Raw genomic sequence first — 21,442 nt, forward strand, 5'->3', positions numbered from 1 at the left:
ACGTACCATCTTCATACCAACGGATGTCTACATTGTGCGGATCAAAAGAAGTGTTTTTAACTTTTGTGTACGGTTTAAACCAATCGATGCGCTTACCTGCTTCACCCCAGAATGCCTCTGGATCGTTTACAGACTGCTCATACATCGCCAGATATTTTTCGTTATCGATGTGCGCGTTAGCCGCGATCTCCGGACTTACTGGATATACCTTTTCACTCATCGTGATGCCCTTAGCTTGATTGTTATATTCTTTTCTTCCTCAGTCGCGCCCACTTGCTCTTGTTATTATCAGGCACGTTCGAGTCTTTTAAATCAGGACTTAGATTTATACAGAAGGGGCAACCAACCTCTGAATTAGACATTGGTATATCCGGGCTAAGACCTTAGTCTCTAGCAGGCTATTCAAACCCCTAAAAGCGGGAGTAGCTATAGACTATCGACCTAGTAACTTGTCCAGATCCAATCCCATTTCCCTCATTTTGGCCAATTTGTAGCGCAAGGTTCTGGGACTGATTCCTAAGTTTTCAGCCGCATCTTTTCGACTGCCATGGGTCGCTTTAAGCGCATCGATGATCAATTGGAACTCGTGCTGACGCATCCCTTCGCCCAATTGCCCCGCCAGATCATCATCTTCGACAGCCACATCTTCAACTTTGGCTTCGCTTAATTCATCCGGATTAAGCATCAAATCAGACACACCAATTTCAGGTCCGGTCTGAAGGATCAAAGCTCGCTGAACGACATTATCCAACTCCCTCACGTTGCCCGGCCACGAGTACCTTTGCAGATCTGATTTAACCTGCTCAGACAAACTCACAGGTGTTCTATGCATTTTCTGGCAATACTTGAGGAACAGTCGCTCTGCCAGAGGCACAATATCCGCGGGACGTTCCCTTAATGGCTTCCACTGCAACGGAAAGACATTTAGCCGATAATAAAGATCCTCACGGAATTTGCCTTCCTGAACGTAGGACTCCAGCTTACGGTTCGTTGTCGCCAACACCCGCACATCAAGCTTGATGACCTTTCGACCACCGATACGCTCAACTTCTTGCTCCTGCAAGACCCTTAAAAGCTTCGCCTGAAGCCCAAGATCCATTTCAGATATTTCATCCAGGAGAATCGTTCCGCCGTTGGCCTGCTCAAACTTACCCGGTGAACTGTTATAGGCGCCTGTGAACGCACCCTTCTCGTGACCAAACAGCGTAGCTTCGAGCATATTTTCAGGAATAGCAGCACAGTTAATCGCAATAAAAGGCTCTTTGGCACGAGGCGAATTGCAGTGAATATACTGAGCCAAAACCTCTTTACCTGTTCCAGATTCACCTGAAATTAAGACAGTTGAATCGGAAGCGGCAACACGTCGGGCCAACTGAAGTAATTGCTTACTACTCCCCTCTTCAGCTATCGGCTGCTCCTGCTCTTCTGTCACCGCTTGCCCAACCGCGAAACGTCTTACCGATGAGATCAGCGCATCTGAATCAAAAGGCTTCATCAGATAATCTACAGCGCCCGCTTTAATCGCTTCAACGGCTTTACTGACCTGCCCGAAAGCGGTAATCAACATAACCGGCAATCCGGGATAACTCTGCCGAATCTGACTTAAAAGCTCATGCCCATCCATCCCCGGCATATTCACATCAGTGACGACCATATCGACCTGATGCTCAGTCAACAGCGCTAACGCTTTTTCAGCATCCTCAGCTTCTATATAGTCAAAACCAGCCAACTCAAGCGTATCGCAAAGAGCCTCACGCAACTCATTGTCATCCTCAACGATCAAAATACGATTCGACATAATCTATCCGCTACTCTTATTCAACGTCGCTTATTGGCAAAACAAGGCTAGCCACAGTACCCTGCCCCTCTTTTGAATCCAGCATAAAACTGCCATGATGCGCATGCGCTACCACCTGAGCCACAGCCAGACCTAAACCCGTACCATGGGATTTAGTGGTATAAAAAGGCTCCAGGGCTCGATTCAATGAATCAGCATTCATCCCCGGACCTCTATCTACGATATCAATACGCAGACGGTTATCAACTTGATAGAACCTGGCAATAAGCTCTGCTCCTTTACCACAAGCCTGCAACGCATTTTCGACTAGGTTCATGCAGACCCCCAGCAGCGCCTCTTTATTACAATGCAGTTGAAGCTCTGGCACCTCATTCTGGCAGTCGCAGTCGGCATCATGATTCACTAAGGGCAGATCCAGAAGATCTTCAAACTCAGCCACAAGATCTTTAACACTTATCTGATCATCTAAACGCATCTCGCCGCGGGCAAAGATCAGCATATCCCGCACCTGCTGCTCAAGATTGGTTAGCCTTGATTTGGCCTTTGTAGCAAATTTCAGACGCTGCTCTGGCTGTAAATCGGACCGAGTCAGATGGTCAACATATAAAAGCGCTGCTGATAATGGCGTTCTGATTTGATGAGCAAGCGAGGCCATCATGCGCCCCATTTCGGAAAGACGCTGATAATGCGATAGCCGGCCTTGTAGCAATCGGGTTTCAGTCTGATCGGTGAGCAACAACAACTGCCCAGGCTCATTTTCCATAGCCCGGGTCATCAGACTCACTTTGCGCCCATCTTTTAGAGAGACTTCATGCCCATCATCACGCTGTGGCGCAAAGCTACGACTGATAATCCGATGCCAGGGCTCTCCAATAAGAGGTTCGCCCAGAAGGTTTCGCGCTGCAGGATTGGCTTCAGCCACCAAACCTTTGCCATCGATCAAAACAACCCCTGCCGGCAATACGGCTAACAGATGCCGATAGCGATCGCTGACGGTGGCCTCTTGAGCGTTTTTCCCATCGCTAGTACTGATCTGTGCTAACTGCTGTTTCTGGAATGCCAGCTCACTCTCAAGTTGAGCAATACGCTCGAGATATTCCTTTTCACTTGCCATTATTTTCTTTGTATCCCGTATTTACGCATTTTTTCAACCAAAGTAGTTCGGCGGATCTGCAGAATATCCGCTGCCCTTGCGACAACGCCTTCACACCGACTTAGCGCCTGCTCAATCAGCGCTTTTTCAATCGTTTCTAAATGAGATTTAAGGTCAATCCCGTCATCGGGCAAAAGATCAAGCGCGACTTGAGCGAGACCTGCATGTGGCATGACAGAAACACCCTCGTCTTCCTCGACAACGCTTTCCTGATAACGTTCCGGATTAGGCTCTTCCACATGTTGAAAACGGGGAGGTAATTCTGAAACGCCAACAACCCCGTTCGGATACATAATCGCTAAGCGTTCTATCAGGTTAGATAATTCACGAACATTCCCTGGCCAGGGGTGAGCAAGTAAAGATTGGATAGCACTAGGCTGCAAACGAACCCTTTCAAAACCCTGAACGGCAAGACGGCCTAACAGCTCATCCATCAGTGCAGAAAGATCTTCAACGCGCTCCCGCAGTGGAGGCATCTCAATAGGAAAAACGTTTAAGCGATAATAAAGATCCTCACGAAACTCACCCGTTTCAATCATCGATTCCAGATCTTTATGGGTCGCTGCAATAACTCGGATGTCCGCCTCAAGCGTTTTAGTTCCGCCTATTCTTTCAAACTTTCGCTCTTGCAGAACTCGCAGCAATTTAACTTGCATAGGTAGAGGCATATCACCTATTTCATCAAGAAACAGTGTACCCCCTTCAGCCATTTCAAAACGACCTGGCCGGCTGGATACAGCGCCTGTAAACGCGCCCTTTTCATGCCCAAAAAGTTCACTTTCCAAAAGGTCAGCGGGAATAGCTCCGCAATTAATGGGCACAAACGGCCCATCTTTGCGGATAGAGTGCTCGTGAAGATTTCGAGCAACCACCTCTTTACCTGTACCCGATTCGCCAGTAATCAGAACATTAACATCGCGGCTTGCTACTTGCGCCATCGCCCTGCGAACTTTAGCCATCGGCTTACTCGCACCGACGAGGCTCGAAAAGAGCCCATCGACACCAGACTGCTCACCCGCTAGGCGTTGCTGATTAAACAACTGAGCTTTGTGCAACATATCCAGGAGCTGCTGATAGTCGAAGGGCGTAGGAAGCTCACCAATACAACTGGCCCCCAGATCATCGGGCAATTCGGATAGCTCATCCCATTTACCCAAGGTAACAACCGCGCAGTGAGGCATTTTAACCTGCAAGTCTCGCAGGAGCTTTTCCAGCGATATTGGCAATTCACTCTGGCCAAGCAGTACCAGTTTTGCCTCAGAGGGATCACGCACTTCATCCGTTGACTGGAGCCAGTCAACCAAACCGAAAAACTGATAATTCTGATCAAAAAAAGACAGCGCAGACTTTAAGAAGTCCTGCCGACTAAGATCATCGTCGATTACCAACAAAGAAGACATGCCAAGCATTCCAACCATTAACAATAATTCTATGGGTAATAGTTACCCCCATAAACCAAATTGTCAATATTTCGACACAAAATCAGGCAAACAAAAAATATGCTGTTTTTTTGACACCCCTATAAACAAGCACAAAAAAAGCCGCTCTAGGCGGCTTTTCAAGCTAACGAAAAGTACTTACTTTTCGCCAATCTGAATATCGTTAGGCATCTCCGACCAGCCCTGTTTGATTTCTAGCATCAAGTTCATCACTTCCTGAACTTTTTCTGCATCACTATCACGGTTAGCCTGCATAATAGCTCGCAACATATAGTCATAAAGAGCATCCAAGTTGGTCGCAACCTCCCCACCTTGCTCCAAATCCAAACTACCACGCAGCCCCACTACAATTTCAGAGGCTTTGTTTAAGTGCTGCGTCCTTTCCTCAATGCTTTCCCTTTCGATAGAGCCCTTTGCTTTGGCTAAAGCTCCAAGCGCGCCGTCCAAAAGCATTGAGATCAGTTTATGTGGACTTGCCGTCTCAACTGTTGCTCTAAGATCTACACTTTGGTACTGCTTCAAAGCATTAAGATTAACGCTCATAAATAACCTGCTTCTTTACGTTTAATTACTAGAAATATAATAAACAATAGATCGGCCTAATAGATACATCCTTTAAGAAAAAAATAGTCATGCCGTTAAAATAAGGAAATAATAACGATCCTCTAAATGATCCGCCGAGATCCAAACTCAGGTATAGATATGATTATTCCCGTCATCATGGCAGGCGGTGCAGGCACACGCTTATGGCCTCTTTCGAGAAAACAGAAGCCAAAACAATTCCTGAATTTACTTTCACCCGATTACAGCATGCTCCAGACAACATATCAGCGCATTTCGGGCCTGAAGTGGAATAAGTCAATACTGGTTTGTAATGAAGAGCATCGCTTTCTTGCAGCGGAACAAATCAGAAAACTAGAGATGGCCTCCGGGACTGATATCATTCTTGAACCTGAGGGTAAAAATACAGCCCCCACCGTTGCATTAGCGGCACATCATGCTCAAAGCAATGTTGGATCTGCAGACGGTGAGCCTATATTACTTGTCTTGTCTGCAGATCATGAAATAAATGATATTTGCGGTTTCGAAAAAGCCGTGAGCAAAGCGATAACACTGGCTAAGAAAGGGAAATTAGTAACATTTGGCACTATTCCTTCACGACCGGAAACCGGCTACGGATATATAAAGAGCGGAGCTGCCGAGGATGAGGGTTTTGAAGTCGTAGCCTTTGAAGAAAAACCTGATCTGAAGAGAGCCACCGAATTCCTCAATACGGGTGGTTATCTCTGGAACACAGGCATGTTTATGTTTAAAGCCAGCACATACCTCTCTGAACTGCAAAAATATGCTGGTGACATTCATAAAGCATGCGAACAAGCATACCAAAAGAAAGCTCATGACCTTGATTTTGTTCGTGTCGGTGCAAGTGAGTTTATAAATTGCCCATCCAATTCAATCGACTATGCCATCATGGAGCACACCAAGCTCAGCAGTGTAATACCGATTGACGTTGGCTGGAGCGACGTAGGCTCTTGGAAAACGCTCTGGGATTCGTCTGATAAAGACTCCGATAATAATGTTATCTTAGGCGACGTACTTACGACTGATACACAAAACAGCTATATCAGAGCCGAAAACCGTTTGGTAACTACAATCGGTGTCAATGATTTAATTGTGATTGAATCACAGGACTCCGTTCTGGTTGCACCTAAATCCGCATCTGAAAGGATCAAGGATATTGTTACCCAACTACAAACAAACAATCGGCATGAGCATATTAGCCACCCTTTAGTTCACCGTCCTTGGGGCCATTATTATTCAATATTTAAGCAGGATCGGTATCAGGTCAAACATATCACCGTAAAACCCGGTGCTAAGCTGTCTACTCAAATGCACCACCATCGCTCCGAGCACTGGATTATTGTCAGTGGCGCAGCACAAGTGACTAAAGGCGAACAAAGTTTTCTTCTTGCCGAAAATGAATCCACTTATATTCCCATCGGCACCATTCATGCCCTTGAAAATCCGGGTTTAATTCCTCTCGAGTTAATTGAAGTACAAGCAGGCCCTTATCTTGGTGAAGATGACATCATCCGCTTTGATGACCGTTACGGTAGAAGTTAACTAATATCGGTTTTGGCCGATATATCGAATAAACCTCACACAAGATTTAAACCGATGAATTCACCCCAATATCAAGATGACTCACAAACGAGTAATTCAGTATCAGCAGTTGTGTGTAGCTGGAATGCGGCTGACTCGATCGTTTCCTGCCTGAAAAGCCTCCGAGAAAACGGCGTCTATGAGATTATTTTGGTCGATGCTGACTCTGAAGACGGTACTCAAGAATTGGCCAAACCTTATGTAGACTGTATTCTGCAAGATCAACGCCAAGGCTTGGGAGCGGCTAGAAACCTCGGTATAGAAGTTGCGTCAGGCAGGTTCATCCTAAATTGCGGTTGTGACAATATCATGCCGCCAGGTAGCGTTCAGTCTATGCTCGATTACATGAGCGAAACTGCCGTGAACGGTGTATCTGCGGTCACCCATCTACAACCGAAAGGCTATCTGAGTCGTTCACTAAATGAGTATAAAAAAACCCGTTTTTTCCCGGGTGTCAGGAACTATATAGGAACACCGAGTCTATTCCCCGCAACAAAGCTGAAAAGCCACCCATTCGACCCCGCATGCTCCTGGTCAGATGACTCTGAATTATGTGACCGGTGGCGAGTAGTTTATAACGCCAAATTCGCCATATCAGATTCTGTTATTTATGAAAGCAACCCTTCATCCCTCAGCGAAATCAGCGCTCGATGGAAGAATTATGGCCGGAGCGACTTTGAAATTTACACTAAGAACGGCCCCGATTGGTCGATAGGGCGGAAAATTCAGAGCCTTCTTTACCCCTTCAGAGAGGAACTCATCAAGCCATTTATCAAAATAAAAGGGCTGCAGCGATTCACCACTTTACCTTTTCTTATTTACATTACATCAAGCCGATACATCGGCTGGGCCAAATGCGCTTTGCGCAGTAGCAGGTAACCTATGAGCAAGAATCAAACAGCTGAATTTTCAAATGAATCAACACGTTACACTTCATCCTATCTGGACTTGCCACATGGTTTAAGTGTTTTGAATGAATACCAGATTCTAGAAAACTTGGAAGCCGATAGCGTGCTTGATGTTGGCTGTGGTAATGGAGCGAATCTAGACCACCTATCAAAACAACTGGGTGCTAATGGTGTCGGTGTCGAATTATCAGAGGATGCGGTATCACTTCTTAAAAAGAAGCACCAACACAACGCTCAACTAAGTTTTACTCAAGCCAGTGCCCACGCACTTCCATTTGAGACTGAACAGTTCGATCTGGTAACTGCATGGTCAGTGTTACACTGGGTTGGCCGAAATGAGTACCTTCAAGCGATAGGTGAACTTCTTCGCTGTAGCAAAAAATATCTACTCATCATGGACTTTGTCGCGGCAGAGGATTATCGAACTTCATACAATCACGACCCACGATTTTTCACCTATAAACAGGATTTCGCTGAAGCAGTTAGCTGCTCTGGGATTATGGAACCGATACTTGAAAAACGCTGGTATGAATCAAATCAAACCCCAGGAGAAATCATAGAGATTACTTCAGATCAGTTGAACCCATTTTACGATAACCCGATAAGCTATTACGCCCGCAAACTCGTTCTTTTTAAAAAGAATTACGACAAACTACCGCTGTGTTCTGCTGAAGATTTTGGCAATTAGCGACTAAGAACTTTATGGCGGTAGTGATGAATCATCGCTTTTATCCCGTCATCAAGATCGATCCGCGGACGCCAATCAATATAACTTTTAAGCCTATCCACCGTCATATAGCGGACGGCCTGACCGTCTGGTTTATTGTGATCCCAGTTAATACTGCCTCGGTAACCTGCTTGGTCCGCTATTTTGACAATCAACTTACGTAAACTGAGTGGATTTCCGGAACCTATATTGACAGGAGCGCTTGATTCTATTGAGGAGGCGCTTTGTATTATTGCGGAGACAGCATCATCAACATGTAGAAAATCCCTTACAGGTTCCCCTGTCCCCCAACAAGTAACTTCTTCCACCCCTGAATGAGCTGCATCGACAAATCGCGCCACATTCGCAGGAAGAACTCTAGCAGTATCCAGGGAAAAACTCTCCCCCGGCCCATAGACGCTGTCGAGAATAAGATTAATGCTGTTGAAGCCAAACTGCTGCCGGGCTAATTCAGAATGGACAAGCATGGCTCGTTTAGCATAAGCATATCCCAGCACAGGAAGCGCCGGCTGGCCGTCAAACAGCGAAGACTCCAAATAAGGCGCTTCAGCTTCGGCTGGATAACAATTGATACTAGCAATATTAACAAGCTTGCCTACCCCATTACGTCGAGCCGCATGTAACAGTTGAGTATTCATCAATAGGTTATTTTCAAATACCTCGGCTCCATGAGCCTGCATATAACCTATCCCTCCCACATCTGCAGCCAGATGGAAAATCAGGTCAAATGACTCGCTTTGCAAACTTACTTCAATTTGCTCATAACATAATAGATCACATTCACTCGAGCGCAGAGCTTTCACCTCTGCGCCTTCCTGCATCAGGGCTGCACAGAGATGCTTACCAATAAAGCCACCACCTCCTGTCACCAATACACGCTTACCCTGAAAACGCATTTTTACGCTACCGAGCTAACGAATGATCTGAAAGCATCGATTATGTAATCACGTTGCTCAGCCTTAATCATGCTATGACAACCGATAAAAAAGCCACTTCTTGTCATTAGCTCAGTATGTTTCAGGTCTCCCGCTATTCTGATAGCTGGGTCATCACGATAGGCCGGCTGAAGCGCAAGGTTCCCTCCCATAAATGCCCTTGTTTCTATATTCCTGCTTTCCAGGAAACGTACTAACTCCTGACGCTTAAAAGGTGCATCGTCACGCACAATAATAGGATAACCATAAAACGAGTGCAGATAGCTCTCGGGCACGTAAGGCAGTTGTAAAAACGACGAAAACTCTTTCAATTGTTCGGTATAAAACTCGGCATTATTAATACGATCTTGTGTCAGTGCATCTAATTTCTTTAGCTGCTCAATTCCCAAAGCTGCGCATATGTCAGTCATTCGTACGTTATAGCCGACTTTCTCAAAGACATAGCGTTCGTCATATTCATTCAGAAAGCCATCACTGTAATAGAATCGGTCTTGAGATGAATCATATTCAGTCAAACGACCAAACTCTCGCGTAGAACGCAGAATCTTTTCTAATCGGCTATCCGACGTCATCACCATTCCACCCTCACCCGTGGTCATGTTATGAGCCACGAAAAAACTATAAGTGGAGATAAGTCCGAAGGAGCCTACACGCTGACCTTCAATGGCCGCTGCATGAGCTTCACAACAGTCTTCCAAAATCGGGAGGCCATGCTTCTGAGCCAGTCTATTGATAGCAGGCATATCTGCTGCCAGACCCAGAGAATGAACCGGCATTATTAGCCCTGTATTATCATTAATCGCTTCAGCGATCGCATCTACTGATATGTTGTGAGTATCACCGTCTATATCAACAAAAACGGGCTTAAGCCCATTTTGCAGAAGCGGTGAGATAACCGTAGTAAAAGTGGCTGCCGGGACGATAACTTCAGCTCCTGGCTTGACATAACCGGCCTGTAATAATGCATTGATCGCCAGCAAGTTGGCAGAGGAGCCAGAGTTAACTGCAATGCCATAATCGGTTCCAATATATTCAGCATAATCGGCTTCAAACTGACGAACCTTTGGTCCCATTGAGAGCCACACATCCAACAATGAACCAATCGCATTATTGATCTCTTTGTGGTCAAACACTGGGTAACCCACACCAATACGACTTTGACCCGGAATGAAGGTTTCTTGTTGCATATCGGCAGAGAAATACGCTTCGACAAGCGCAAATATCTGGTTTCGGATTTCAGATTTATTCATCAGTACGCCTTAAAACTTATTTTTATACCAGTCGTAACAGGCCCTCAGACCTTCGTCCAAGCTTACTGAGGCCTCATAACCAAGCTCCTCAAGCTTCGTTACATCAGGGCACCTTCGTTTAACACTGCCCTGGAAGGAAGCTTCAGCGAGGGTGTCAGTAGGAGAGCCGGTAATTAAAAGCAATTTTTTAGCTAATGCCTCTATGCTAATCTCTTCTTGTTTCCCTATGTGATAAATTTCTCCACATGTTTTAGCGGACTCCATCACCAGCTGGGTTGCCTTGACAGCGTCATCAACATAACAAAAAGCTCTGGACTCATCCGCGCCAAAAACCTTAAAAGGAAACTCTTTTTTTACGATTCTTTCTATCATCTGGGGGACAACGTGTTTGAATCCCATTCTTGGACCATAAACATTGTGGTAACGGATAATAGAAAAGTTTGTAAGCCCGTGAGCCTGTGCATAACAGTTAAGTGCGACCTCACTGACCATTTTGCCTGCGGCGTAACTCCAACGAGGGTTGGCTACATCATCAATCACCAGCGGAACATTCTCAGGGGTCGGAACAGGAAAATCATTTCCGAGCAACGATAAAGTGCCCGCATAGGCTTCCGAACTCGAAGAGAAAACAATTTTTGCTTGTGGATTGGTTTTTAGCCATTCCAATAGGTTGAGTGTACCTAAAACGCCTACCCTTAGAACCTGATCAGGAATCTCGTAAAAATTACCTGTGCCATTGATGGCGGCGAGGTGATACACCTGATCAAAATCATTATCAAGCTCCACAAACAACCCGGGGTCAGTGATATCCCCCCTGACTAAGGTAACATTTTCTCTCTCGATAACTTCCTTCAGTTCAGCATCTCCTGAATACTCTCTGGCAAAATTATCGACAATATATAACTCATGCCCCTCTTCGGCGATCTTTCGCGATAGATGGAGGCCGATAAAACCTGTTCCACCGGTTATGAGTACTTTACTCATACACCCACCCCCAAGTATTCCACATTATCTAACTCATCAAACATGTTCTTCTCAAGCATTCGCCACGCGTCATAAAACAGGCAGGGTTGGCGCATTTTCGAAGTAATCATATAAGGATCGATCTCAGTGTATGATGCATGATTGTTCATCAACATTAATACATCAGCGCCAGACGCTAACTGCTCAAGTGAGGAAGAGACCTCAAAACCCAGAGTTTCCAGTTCAGTATCCGAAATAACCGGGTCATAGACCTTGATAAGCGCCTCTGGATAATTGGCAGAAAACTGCTCCAGTAACCATATAGAAGTTGATTCTCGAAGATCCGATGTCTCAGGCTGGCCTTTGAATGCCAAACCGGCTATGCCTATGGTCACCTGATCCATTGGCTTTTTAATCACATCAAGTCGCGCGGCTACCCGATTAACAATATCCGCAACAATCTCTTCATTGATACGTCGGCCCTCCAGTAACAGACTTGCATCTGCTCCTGCCTTCTTTGCCGCATCCGCAAGTATATATGGATCCTTCGAGAGACAAGCACCGCCGACACCTGGGCTGGGAACCGGAATAGAGTTTCTAGGATAATGAGTATTGGCACAATCAATTAATTCATTAGCGTCCAACCCCATAGACTCACAAATTTGCGCTACTTGGTTCGCATATGAGAAGCGTAAATCACGATAGGAATTATCCATCAATTTAACCATCTCAGCAGCTTCAAGACTGGAAACAGAAAGAATCGTAGGCGTGAGTTTTGCAAACATCTGAGAAGCTTTCTGAATCGAAGCCTCATCAAAGCCACCAATTACCTGTGGATTCTTTTCCAATTCCTGTATCGCATTCCCCTCGATAGTGCGCTCTGGCACAAAAGCAAAAGAAAAACCGTCTCCCACTTGCAAACCAGAGCTCTTCTCAATTTCTGGAATGGCGATCTTGCGACTGGTGCCTACAGCAACTGTTGACCTGAGGGCAATTAAGGCACCTTGCTGAACATGCCCGCCCACTTCTTCCAAAACTTGACCGATATAGTCCGTATTAGGCCTTTTACTACTCTTATGTAATGGTGTACCGACCGAGATAATATATGTATCGACCTTACCAACACCCACCAGATTCTGACTTAATCGAATCTTACCAGCTTTGACATAATGCCTGAGAAGAGGTGCTAAACCTTTCTCGGTAAAGTGCGGAATTCCCTCTTTTAACTGTGTCAACACATCAAGGTTTTTTTCGACTCCAATAACATTAAAGCCTTTCTTCGCAAGGGCAACACTTAACGTTAATCCAACATAACCCATTCCCATGACCGCAACGCTTGTCATGAATACTCCTTAGTAAACGGATAAAATCTATAGCTTATATTTCGGCCTAAAGGCCCTAAACATAAGAGGAAATACATATCAGGAGATAGACCTTCGTGTAGAAACAAGGTCAAAATCGTTTAAAAAGCCCTTTGAGCATGGCTTTCAGGATATAAACATCTGCTTTCAGACTACCGCCAAATCGTGATTCGTCTTCACGCGGCACTATGGGGACAGGGTATTGCTTAACGGTACGTTTTGTACGAATAGCCCTGATCAACAACTCAGTACCACAAGATTTATAGGTATCAAAAGCACCATTTTCGCGCCAGATATCGATATTATAAGCCTTCATTCCGCACAAAGGATCTCTAATACCCCACAACGTACTCGTGACTGAGGCAAAAAACCTTTCTGACCAGCGCTGTGTTTCCGAACGAAACCCAACCACACAATCTGCCACCTGCATTTGCTTTAAAAATTCTGGCAATACATCCCCAGGGTGCTGACCATCACCATCCATAGTTATAACACAATCGAATCCCATCTCAGCTGCGTACTCAAATCCCCGATTAATTGCCCCATCGTAGCCGAGATTATGCTGAGCAGAAAGCACTGTAGCACCTGCCTGCTCTGCCTTTTCTGCTGTTTTATCACTGGAACCGTCATCCACAACAATAGCCAACAAAGCAAAAGCTAACACCTCTGATACAACGGAGGAAATGGTCTGTTCTTCGTTGAACGCGGGAATCACAACAGCCGTTTTCATTTATAGCTTACCAACAAGATCTGGCCTCAGGTGCTCACCTTTAACCATATCCTGCTTTAACGATAACCCAATAACATCCTGCAACTGATAGGGCAAGAAAGCGTCTACTGGCGCGGGCCGTAGACATTCTAAATCGGCTTCGACTAATACTTCACCTGCTTTCATGTCTCTGGTTAAACGAACAGACCTTCGCTGTAAAACAACTGTCTCAGCTTCATTAGCTTCCACTTTTTTTATGGGGGAGCCTAACGCCGCTTCCAACTCCCTTGTGCGATCAACCATCTCTTTCCAGGTAACCGGATTCATTGAAAATTTGTGATCAGGTCCATTTCTCTGATTGTCATCTGTAAAATGTTTCTCTATAACTCGAGCACCTAAAGCAACCGCCCCCAAAACAGTGGAATGACCGGGAGTATGATCACTTAACCCTAATACTAACTCTGGAAACAGAGTCCGGTAGGTTTTTAAGACATTCAGATTAATGTAAGCAAAGTTTTCCAAACTAGCCGTGTAGTTGGTATTACACTGCATCAAAACTAGCTTTGGATTAATCTTAAGACAAGCCTCCACAGCGGCAACAACATCTGCCAGTTCAGACGCGCCCGTGGCAAGAAAGTAAGGTTTATTTTTCTTAGCAATATGCTCAAGCATCGCATGCCAGGTAATATCACCCGAACCTATCTTATGTGCGGGAACAAATTGATCAATATAATCAGCTAAGTCGAAATCATAAGGGCTGGTAAAGAAATCAATCTCAGCTTGCTTACAGGTATTAACCAGTTCTTCAGTCCAGTTTAAATCGACTTCAGCATCAGCATAAACCTCATAAACAGATTTCTCCCAGGTGGACTGGTGCGATTGCTGCCCTCCCAATGACTTAAAACCAAAGTCGCTGACGATGGTATCGGCTTTAAAATGCTGAAACTTAGCTGCATCGGCTCCCGCTTCTGCTGAAAGCCATATCAATTCTTTAGCCTTTTCAAGATCACCATCATGATTTGCGGCAATATCGGCAATAAAATAGGTAGGGTCTGACTCTGAAATAGAATGTGAATTAACGATCAAAGGTGAGTGTGTATTACTGATATTCATCTATAATCCTGTCCAATTCTTGCTCCAGCGAAGGCAGATTGGTATTAAAACTATTTTGGTAGTGGCTAACATCCATTCGCATGTCATTTGGGCGCCTTGCTTTCAAGGCAACCGACTCCACTGTTACTTCGCTAAGATACCCTTCATCAAAACCAAATTTTCGCGCTATTGCAAACGCCAATTCGGCTTTAGAAAAACCATCTGACGTACCCAAGTTATATATACCCGGCTTAAAATCCACCAACCTGCATTGAATTTCTTCACATAAACTAGCTATGGATAACGCATTGATATAAACATCTTCAAAGACCGGGATCTGTTTCTTTTCCCGTAGAGCCTGTATCACCCAATCAGAAAAACTAGACCTTCCATCTATCAAACTTTTACCAAAAAAGTTAACCCTTAATACCAACCCTTCAGCGCGCAGAACCGACTTGTCAGCCAGTAATTTTGTCAGGCCATAAACATTGATCGGGTAAGCATTCCCTTCTAGGTGAGGTCCGATTCCTGAATACACTTGATCCGTTGATATGTGAATAAACTTTATTGTCTTAGGTAGAATGCCCTGGACAGCAGAAATACATTGATCGACAAACTCTGTATTTATCTGGTAGGCCTTATATGGATCTTCTTCACAGGCATCTACATTGGTCAGCGCTACTAAATTAACAACATGAGAAATCTGTTTTTTACTAAGAAACTCAGTCAGCTCTTGGACAAACACCCCCTTCAACTGAAGATCATGCGTTTCGGATCTGCCTGCCGTATAACAGTTCCATTTCAATTTTTTGAAGCTCTGCATTAATGCACTACCCAGTAGCCCACTCCCGCCCAATACAAGAACATTCATAATGGTCGTCCTTAATTAAGACGCTTGAAAGTACTATGACATAAAGCCCCATCCAGAAGACCCATAGGATCATCCCCTTGCTTGATACATGATGAGAATGTCGAAAAAACAGCTTCCAGATGTTTTAAGTAGCTGAGAAGATGATCCTCAGTGTGCGCTATCGAGGGATAAAGTGCATTTGATGCCAGAATTCCCTGCTTTAATAACTCTTGGGATATCAGGGTTTTTAATACGACTGCCTGCTCACCTTTCAATGAAAAACCGCCTAATGCAGGTAGACCGAAGCACTCTATATCCAGTTTATAACGCTCAGCCAAATGCTTCCAAGCATCACGAACCTTACAACCATAATCGGTGATCTGAAGCCAAGATTGCTCCTGTTCCATCACCTCCAAGGTTGCTAAAGCAGCACTAGGGCCAATTCGCTCAGTCCAAAAGGTGCTGCTGATAAAGGTACTTTGAGCAGCATCCATAACATCACGGGTACCAATCACTGCGGTAATTGGATATCCATTGCCCAGCGCTTTACCAAACACAGCCATATCCGGGTTGACCCCATACTTCAAATGCAAACCACCAAAGGTTTCTCTGAAGCCCGATGTGCACTCATCAAAAATAAGCACGACCCCATGCTTATCGCACAATTCCCTAACAGCCTGAAGGTAACCATCCTCAGGCTCAATATTTCTTTTTACTTCCATTTTTACGACTGCGATTTCATCACCTTCGATAATGCCACGCAAACGTTCAATATCATTGGGCATAAAGGTAATAACGGAGCCCTCCAGATCTTTAGGAACCCCTTTCGGGTCCAATCCAGGGAGTAGATGCTGATCCAGGGAATCATCGGAGCTTAAGTTAACTGACAGGTACCAGTCATGCCAGCCATGATAACCACAAACAGCGATCTTATCCCGGCCTGTAGCAGCCCGCGCAATGCGAATCGCAATCGAGTTAGCTTCTCCACCAGCTCTTGAGAATCGCACCATATCAGCCCAAGGATGTAGAGCAACCATTCTTTCCGCCAGCATGACCTCTTCTGGACAATTCAAGCTGGACATATTTCCTTGTCTTACGGTTCTCTGCACAGCCTCATCTACTTTTGGATGGCCGTAACCAAGCGTATTGGTTCCAACCCCCATAAGCGCCATATCGGTAAAACTATTCCCATCCAGATCTTTAACAACGATACCCGAGGCTTCTGAAAAATAAGTTGGCCATCCATCAGGCAAAAACATCTCGGGGCGCTTTGAAAGCAACATGTTGCCACCTGGAATAAGCTGCTTAGCTCTGCGCCATAATTTTGTACCAGAACTCATTGTAGACCCTTCATTTCTCTGAATTTCACAATTAGCTTCAAATTTAGCTGGCTGTTCGCACTGTAATTCAAGCACCTCTTTCCAACCAAAATGCACGTCAGGTGCCAAAGCCTCAAAAACAAACTTTATCACCTCTAGGTCTTCTATTTGGTCAAGAGTCCAACGTTTATCTGAGTGATTTTTATCTGCACTTAAAGTATGAGTTTTAAAAAAGCCCGGTTTACGCAGGTAAGGTGTCACATGCTCTCGATCATAGGAATCAACCGCATTTAGATAGGCATTTTTCAGCGCGTCAAAAGTAAAAACCTCTGCGTCAAGACCATCCGGATATGTGGCGGGATAGTTGTTACAAACATATTCAAAATCACTGTTCAGAATAGACTCAATAACCTCATCCACCAAAGTGACATCAATCAGAGGGCAATCACCCGTTAAGCGCACAACATATTCAGGATTATATTGCTCGGCGCAATCATAAAAGCGCTTTAGCACATCATGTTGGCTACCCGCGTAAATTGAGTACCCCCAACTTTTAACGGCCTCAATAAGGGAGGCATTTTCATGCTCCTCCCCAGTAGCCACTACAATCTGATCCGCACATTTACTCTTGCTCAAGCGCGATAGCATAATTTTAAGTAAAGGCTGGCCAACAACCTCTTTAAGGACCTTTCCAGCTAATCGCGATGATCCAAGGCGAGCCTGTACAATCATCAGCACTTTCATTTTTTTGTCCATGTTCGAGGGTCAAATAAGTTTCTGGGGGCGTTAAAGTCTGGGAAATCTAGCTCTATAGATGAGACCGTTTCAATAGCACCCGCTATTTGCTGCAAATGATCTAATGAATGCACACCTATTATTACTTTAGATAGATAGGGGCATGAAAAAAAATAGCCTAAAGCAATCTGTAATTTTGACAGATCCAGCTCAGCACACCAATCATGATATAACTTCAGATAGGGTTGCCAGGATGGGGCGTACCGATGATATTGCTCTTCATTGTCTAGCAAAACGCCTTGTAAGAAAGCGGACCGAGCATTAATGTCGATCCCTAAAACACTCAATTGCTTTGCCCATCCGCTGCTGACTATCCTGTTGTCGAAAAGATTATAAGGAACTTGAATAACATCGGGCTTAATGACATCCAGAATGGGGCCAAGCTCCTCGGGGTCATAAATTGAAACCCCGAACCTACGAATAATGCCCTCAGACTTAAGCCCTTCCAGGTCATCTTCAAGGACGGACACATCACTCGCTAAGAGGTCAGAAGAAGAATGGAAATAAAGCGTATTTAACGAGCAGAGGTTAAGCCTTTCCAAGGAAGCATTTACAGCATCGCGAAGAGAGCAGCAGCGAGTAAATTGATTGTTAGGGGGTAGTTTGGTATCAACCAGCATCTCACTCAACTGGAGTTTACCTAGAACCGTTTCACTGTCTCCATAGACAGCTGCTGTATCCAGTTGGACAATATCATTCGCTTTGCAAAAACGGATGATATTTTCAGTTTCTTCGAAAGGAACCTGATCAGAACTTGGGTTTGTGATACCGTAACTGAGCCCAAACTGAGCTGCCCCCAATATTAGTCGGTCAACAGCCCTACCCATCTTATAGCAATAGCTCAAGTTCAATAGCCATTCTCTGACAGCCATTTTTTCAATTGATCTTGACTCATCCAAACATCATTATTGTCAGACGAGTATGTGAAATTTTCAGCAACTTTCACGCCGTCTTTAATTCGCTTAGGATCATCACACCAACCATAAATCGCTGGAAGTATTTTGAAATAATCCTGATACTCAAAAGTATGCAAAGCGTCTTCAGAGCCTATCATCTGCTCATGCAACTTTTCCCCGGGGCGTATACCAATTGTATAATGCTCAGCATTAGGGCAAACCGCCTGCGCAATATCCGTGATTGTCATTGAGGGGCACTTTCGAACGTATATTTCACCACCGACCATATCTTCAAAAGCTTGCCATACGAGCCCCACCCCCTGTTCAAGAGAGATCATAAAACGAGTCATACGGTCATCAGTAATTGGCAATCGCCCTTCAGCTTTCAAGCTATGGAAAAAGGGTATGACCGAACCACGAGAACACATGACATTGCCGTAACGAACAACGGAAAACTTAGTTTCGCTTTTACCCGCATATGAATTGCCAGCAATAAAAAGCTTGTCAGAAGTAAGTTTGGTTGCACCGTAGAGGTTAGCCGGGCTGCTGGCCTTATCGGTCGATAACGCGACAACAGATTTAATCCCCTTGTCCAAACAAGCATCAATGACGTTCATCGCGCCATTGATATTTGTTTTAACACATTCAAAGGGGTTGTACTCAGCCGTAGGAACAATCTTAGTCGCCGCTGCATGAACGACATAATCTATTCCAGAAAGCGCCCTGACCAAACGGGATTTATCTCGAACATCACCAATGAAAAAGCGAACTCTTTCATCGCCCTCATACAGCTTTGCCATCTCCCATTGCTTCATCTCATCTCGGGAATAGATAACTAGCCTTTCGGGATCGTATTTTTCAAGCGTCATTTGTACAAATTTATGTCCAAACGAACCTGTTCCACCGGTTATCAATATACTTGAATTTTTTAGCATAGTGGATTTCACCCGATTCTTTCCAGCCGTTAACATAGCGCAATAGTACGTATACTAAGGTAATTATAACAGCTAGAAATAGTTTTTTATTTTCAGCGAGTTATATAACTATTTAACGTGCGACAATTCGGAAAATTCTACAAATTGCAATATGTATCAAGGTTGTAGAGGTTATGCTTCATATCTTCCTCTACCTGATCAAGGAAACGATTTACAATTTGACAGCTTTTAGCAAAATTCTCAGAATAATTTTCTACTCCACCGTAAAGCACAACCGAGTAAACAGCTGACAACATTGTTTCAATAGAGCCTTTAAACAACATCGCGGTATAACCATCTAGCTTTGTTTGCCAGAATGAATTTCTTATCTCGGATAACCTGTTAACCAGCTGCTCTTCATTTTCCACAGTCAATTTCAGGATTTCCCTCAACTGAGAAAATAGTCCCTCTGCTTCTATAATAACCTTGCTTTTAACCTTGTCCTTGCTTTCAGGTAGGACTCCCTCAGAACTAAACACCATTTCATGCAGTGCCTGCAGAGTTTTAATCTTGTCCTTGCCAGCAACTTCCTTAACTATATAGTCATTACTTTCAAAGGCTGCACCACGAATTTCGGCACCATCACTAAGGTTTTTAACATTAAGACCATACTTATCAATAAGCCTTTCAATGTTTAGTTTAGAACTGTTAAAGGCAGCATTTGTATAAAGTTCCTTACCATCCCGACCTTTAATCTTAAACTTATCATCGGTCGCCTCAATGAATTTAAAGATGTTTGGTGACTCATCCTTCGCTTTGGCATAGTAACTCTTCTCAGAATGGTGTTTATCGATCTCTTTCATACCAAGATCAACACCAGCAAGGAAGACATTCTTCATCCCCAGAAGCACACATAGGGAAAGGCCGAAATTAGTTACGGTTGGGTTAGACCCGTCAGCGAAAGACAGTGTGTGGCCCTTCTTAATGGACCTTGAAAGATAAATAGAACCTAAATCATTTGGCTTGAGACACTGACCGGTTTTATCCGCATCAAATAAACTGAAACAATCCGGATGTACCGTATTTAAACCGTAGAAATAGATCCCTTGACGGAAGCTTTCTGTGGTCGATTTAATCAACCAGCGGTAAGTATCATATGGGCGCTCCTGCTCAACATGAATGTCAGGCTTAATTCCCATTCCCTCGAGAGCACTTAAGCTTGAACCACAAGAAATAAGAATCATCTTATCCTTGTTAGCCCTTAAAAAGTGTTCGCTCCCGTCCAAAGAGGGGCCATTACCAATGACGACTGCTGGTAACTGACAATGAATTTTACGTTGTAACAATCCAACAGTTGAGGGCGGTATATTTCTCTGACAGTTCTCTACGGTATGTGCCAAACCTACTTTTTCATCATCATAAAACCCCGCGGCAGCACTCGGAGCCAGCAGTTTTTTGAAAAAGTTTTCGAGAAGTGTATCTAGTGTACTGTTTACGTAATGTCGGTAAACAAACATTTTAGTAAATACATAGTTACCTACCTCGTAGGTATACTGATGTAGGTTGTCGAGTATCTCTTTCTCTGTATCCCCAATAATGATCTTTAACTGACCCTTTACCGCTCTGAAAATACTTTCCCAATCCACGAAATACATAGATAGGTAGAATGAGTCTTTATTGTTTTCAATGATGACGACATTGTTGAGGGCTTTCTGTTCAAGTAGTGCTTTTATATGCAGCCCTGAACCAATTCCCACAATGAAAAGCTGCTGGATCAGCTGTTCATCCTGCGCAAAAAATTCTGGCATTGACGCATCACCGCGGAGCTCAACCAGGCTATCCATCATTTCATGATGTAAATATTGGGTATCAACTACATGCGGGTTGTAAAACCGAATCACACTGGCTTTAGTATCACGTAGAAACTTATCTACTTGCTTATCCGCGTATTGTTCAGGGCGTTCCGGATAAACAAAACGGCCTGTCTTACGGTTGATGATGTTTATATGCTCACTTTCATCAAACGCAAGAGTTAAATTCTGAGGTTCATAACTCTTGAACTCAGCATAGACATCTGGTGACAGAAGTTCGAAGAACTGCATATTCTTCGTGAAGATGGCGTCAACTACTTTATTTTGCTCAAACTTTTCCTGAAAACCCATCTATAACC

19 protein-coding genes are annotated in these 21,442 nt (G+C 44.3%); 3 read left to right on the forward strand and 16 right to left on the reverse strand.

Annotated features, from left to right (window positions below; all coding sequences use genetic code 11):
- The 5 genes from MED92_RS08240 to fliS form a co-directional block, all read right to left on the reverse strand.
- Positions 1-220, reverse strand: a 220-nt coding sequence (locus MED92_RS08240) for an acetyl-coenzyme A synthetase N-terminal domain-containing protein (protein WP_007021071.1), incomplete at its 3' end; no start/stop codon positions are given.
- Between the two features lie 213 nt (positions 221-433).
- On the reverse strand, positions 434-1,798 hold the full coding sequence (locus tag MED92_RS08245) for a sigma-54-dependent transcriptional regulator (protein WP_007021072.1): 1,365 nt from the start codon (positions 1,796-1,798) through the stop codon (positions 434-436).
- 16 nt (positions 1,799-1,814) lie between these two features.
- Positions 1,815-2,912, reverse strand: coding sequence for a sensor histidine kinase (locus tag MED92_RS08250; RefSeq protein WP_007021073.1), 1,098 nt, complete (start codon positions 2,910-2,912; stop codon positions 1,815-1,817).
- A complete protein-coding gene (locus MED92_RS08255; RefSeq protein ID WP_040662434.1) occupies positions 2,912-4,360 on the reverse strand; it encodes a sigma 54-interacting transcriptional regulator in 1,449 nt (482 codons plus the stop codon). Before MED92_RS08255 ends, MED92_RS08250 begins: the two co-directional genes overlap by 1 nt.
- A 168-nt stretch (positions 4,361-4,528) precedes the next feature.
- Complete coding sequence (gene fliS, locus MED92_RS08260; RefSeq protein ID WP_007021075.1) at positions 4,529-4,933, reverse strand: flagellar export chaperone FliS; 405 nt, start codon at positions 4,931-4,933, stop codon at positions 4,529-4,531.
- Between the two features lie 159 nt (positions 4,934-5,092).
- Between fliS and MED92_RS08265 the strand changes: the two genes are divergently transcribed.
- The 3 genes from MED92_RS08265 to MED92_RS08275 are packed head-to-tail and all read left to right on the forward strand — an operon-like array spanning position 5,093 to position 8,149.
- The gene (locus tag MED92_RS08265; protein WP_040662437.1) at positions 5,093-6,514 is read left to right on the forward strand and encodes a mannose-1-phosphate guanylyltransferase/mannose-6-phosphate isomerase; all 1,422 of its coding nucleotides are present in this window, start codon (positions 5,093-5,095) and stop codon (positions 6,512-6,514) included.
- Between the two features lie 54 nt (positions 6,515-6,568).
- Positions 6,569-7,432: a glycosyltransferase family 2 protein gene (locus MED92_RS08270; RefSeq protein WP_007021077.1), complete on the forward strand. Its 864-nt coding sequence runs from the start codon at positions 6,569-6,571 to the stop codon at positions 7,430-7,432.
- A 3-nt stretch (positions 7,433-7,435) separates the two neighbouring features.
- Entirely contained in the window at positions 7,436-8,149 is a 714-nt protein-coding gene (locus tag MED92_RS08275; RefSeq protein ID WP_007021078.1) for a class I SAM-dependent methyltransferase, read from the forward strand.
- Here MED92_RS08275 and MED92_RS08280 read toward each other — a convergent pair.
- The 11 genes from MED92_RS08280 to MED92_RS08330 form a co-directional block, all read right to left on the reverse strand.
- A complete protein-coding gene (locus MED92_RS08280) occupies positions 8,146-9,084 on the reverse strand; it encodes an NAD-dependent epimerase/dehydratase family protein (protein WP_007021079.1) in 939 nt (312 codons plus the stop codon). The two genes, MED92_RS08275 and MED92_RS08280, sit on opposite strands and share 4 nt — an antisense overlap.
- A 2-nt stretch (positions 9,085-9,086) precedes the next feature.
- Complete coding sequence (locus tag MED92_RS08285) at positions 9,087-10,373, reverse strand: aminotransferase class I/II-fold pyridoxal phosphate-dependent enzyme (RefSeq protein WP_007021080.1); 1,287 nt, start codon at positions 10,371-10,373, stop codon at positions 9,087-9,089.
- 9 nt (positions 10,374-10,382) lie between these two features.
- Positions 10,383-11,357 carry an NAD-dependent epimerase/dehydratase family protein gene (locus tag MED92_RS08290; protein ID WP_007021081.1) on the reverse strand — a complete coding sequence of 325 codons (975 nt, stop codon included), beginning with the start codon at positions 11,355-11,357 and terminating at the stop codon, positions 10,383-10,385.
- Positions 11,354-12,679 carry a nucleotide sugar dehydrogenase gene (locus MED92_RS08295; RefSeq protein ID WP_007021082.1) on the reverse strand — a complete coding sequence of 442 codons (1,326 nt, stop codon included), beginning with the start codon at positions 12,677-12,679 and terminating at the stop codon, positions 11,354-11,356. The genes MED92_RS08290 and MED92_RS08295 overlap by 4 nt, the downstream gene beginning before the upstream one ends.
- A 109-nt stretch (positions 12,680-12,788) precedes the next feature.
- Positions 12,789-13,427 (reverse strand): glycosyltransferase family 2 protein, encoded by a 639-nt coding sequence (locus MED92_RS18500; RefSeq protein WP_007021083.1) that lies wholly within the window; start codon positions 13,425-13,427, stop codon positions 12,789-12,791.
- Positions 13,428-14,519: an N-acetylneuraminate synthase family protein gene (locus MED92_RS08305; RefSeq protein ID WP_007021084.1), complete on the reverse strand. Its 1,092-nt coding sequence runs from the start codon at positions 14,517-14,519 to the stop codon at positions 13,428-13,430.
- The gene (locus MED92_RS08310; RefSeq protein ID WP_007021085.1) at positions 14,506-15,369 is read right to left on the reverse strand and encodes an SDR family oxidoreductase; all 864 of its coding nucleotides are present in this window, start codon (positions 15,367-15,369) and stop codon (positions 14,506-14,508) included. Before MED92_RS08310 ends, MED92_RS08305 begins: the two co-directional genes overlap by 14 nt.
- Positions 15,370-15,380: 11 nt before the next feature.
- Complete coding sequence (locus tag MED92_RS08315; RefSeq protein WP_007021086.1) at positions 15,381-17,411, reverse strand: aminotransferase class III-fold pyridoxal phosphate-dependent enzyme; 2,031 nt, start codon at positions 17,409-17,411, stop codon at positions 15,381-15,383.
- Positions 17,408-18,361, reverse strand: coding sequence for an aldo/keto reductase (locus MED92_RS08320; RefSeq protein WP_154715154.1), 954 nt, complete (start codon positions 18,359-18,361; stop codon positions 17,408-17,410). Before MED92_RS08320 ends, MED92_RS08315 begins: the two co-directional genes overlap by 4 nt.
- Positions 18,310-19,293: a UDP-N-acetylglucosamine 4,6-dehydratase (inverting) gene (gene pseB / locus MED92_RS08325; RefSeq protein ID WP_007021088.1), complete on the reverse strand. Its 984-nt coding sequence runs from the start codon at positions 19,291-19,293 to the stop codon at positions 18,310-18,312. The genes MED92_RS08320 and pseB overlap by 52 nt, the downstream gene beginning before the upstream one ends.
- Before the next feature lie 137 nt (positions 19,294-19,430).
- The gene (locus tag MED92_RS08330; RefSeq protein ID WP_007021089.1) at positions 19,431-21,434 is read right to left on the reverse strand and encodes a motility associated factor glycosyltransferase family protein; all 2,004 of its coding nucleotides are present in this window, start codon (positions 21,432-21,434) and stop codon (positions 19,431-19,433) included.
- Between the last annotated feature and the right edge of the window lie 8 nt (positions 21,435-21,442).

This window comes from Neptuniibacter caesariensis (genome assembly GCF_000153345.1).
Classification (GTDB): domain Bacteria; phylum Pseudomonadota; class Gammaproteobacteria; order Pseudomonadales; family Balneatricaceae; genus Neptuniibacter; species Neptuniibacter caesariensis.

What these genes read in the sequence shown, in the direction of transcription:
- MED92_RS18500 (WP_007021083.1), bottom strand. Translation starts at nt 13,427, where the DNA reads ATGAAAACGGCTGTTGTGATTCCCGCGTTCAACGAAGAACAGACCATT.
- MED92_RS08295 (WP_007021082.1), bottom strand. Translation starts at nt 12,679, where the DNA reads ATGACAAGCGTTGCGGTCATGGGAATGGGTTATGTTGGATTAACGTTA.
- MED92_RS08310 (WP_007021085.1), bottom strand. Translation starts at nt 15,369, where the DNA reads ATGAATGTTCTTGTATTGGGCGGGAGTGGGCTACTGGGTAGTGCATTA.
- MED92_RS08245 (WP_007021072.1), bottom strand. Translation starts at nt 1,798, where the DNA reads ATGTCGAATCGTATTTTGATCGTTGAGGATGACAATGAGTTGCGTGAG.
- fliS (WP_007021075.1), bottom strand. Translation starts at nt 4,933, where the DNA reads ATGAGCGTTAATCTTAATGCTTTGAAGCAGTACCAAAGTGTAGATCTT.
- MED92_RS08265 (WP_040662437.1), top strand. Translation starts at nt 5,093, where the DNA reads ATGATTATTCCCGTCATCATGGCAGGCGGTGCAGGCACACGCTTATGG.
- MED92_RS08330 (WP_007021089.1), bottom strand. Translation starts at nt 21,434, where the DNA reads ATGGGTTTTCAGGAAAAGTTTGAGCAAAATAAAGTAGTTGACGCCATC.
- MED92_RS08275 (WP_007021078.1), top strand. Translation starts at nt 7,436, where the DNA reads ATGAGCAAGAATCAAACAGCTGAATTTTCAAATGAATCAACACGTTAC.
- MED92_RS08280 (WP_007021079.1), bottom strand. Translation starts at nt 9,084, where the DNA reads ATGCGTTTTCAGGGTAAGCGTGTATTGGTGACAGGAGGTGGTGGCTTT.
- MED92_RS08305 (WP_007021084.1), bottom strand. Translation starts at nt 14,519, where the DNA reads ATGAATATCAGTAATACACACTCACCTTTGATCGTTAATTCACATTCT.
- MED92_RS08250 (WP_007021073.1), bottom strand. Translation starts at nt 2,912, where the DNA reads ATGGCAAGTGAAAAGGAATATCTCGAGCGTATTGCTCAACTTGAGAGT.
- MED92_RS08270 (WP_007021077.1), top strand. Translation starts at nt 6,569, where the DNA reads ATGAATTCACCCCAATATCAAGATGACTCACAAACGAGTAATTCAGTA.
- MED92_RS08285 (WP_007021080.1), bottom strand. Translation starts at nt 10,373, where the DNA reads ATGAATAAATCTGAAATCCGAAACCAGATATTTGCGCTTGTCGAAGCG.
- MED92_RS08290 (WP_007021081.1), bottom strand. Translation starts at nt 11,357, where the DNA reads ATGAGTAAAGTACTCATAACCGGTGGAACAGGTTTTATCGGCCTCCAT.
- MED92_RS08315 (WP_007021086.1), bottom strand. Translation starts at nt 17,411, where the DNA reads ATGAAAGTGCTGATGATTGTACAGGCTCGCCTTGGATCATCGCGATTA.
- MED92_RS08255 (WP_040662434.1), bottom strand. Translation starts at nt 4,360, where the DNA reads ATGCTTGGCATGTCTTCTTTGTTGGTAATCGACGATGATCTTAGTCGG.
- pseB (WP_007021088.1), bottom strand. Translation starts at nt 19,293, where the DNA reads ATGCTAAAAAATTCAAGTATATTGATAACCGGTGGAACAGGTTCGTTT.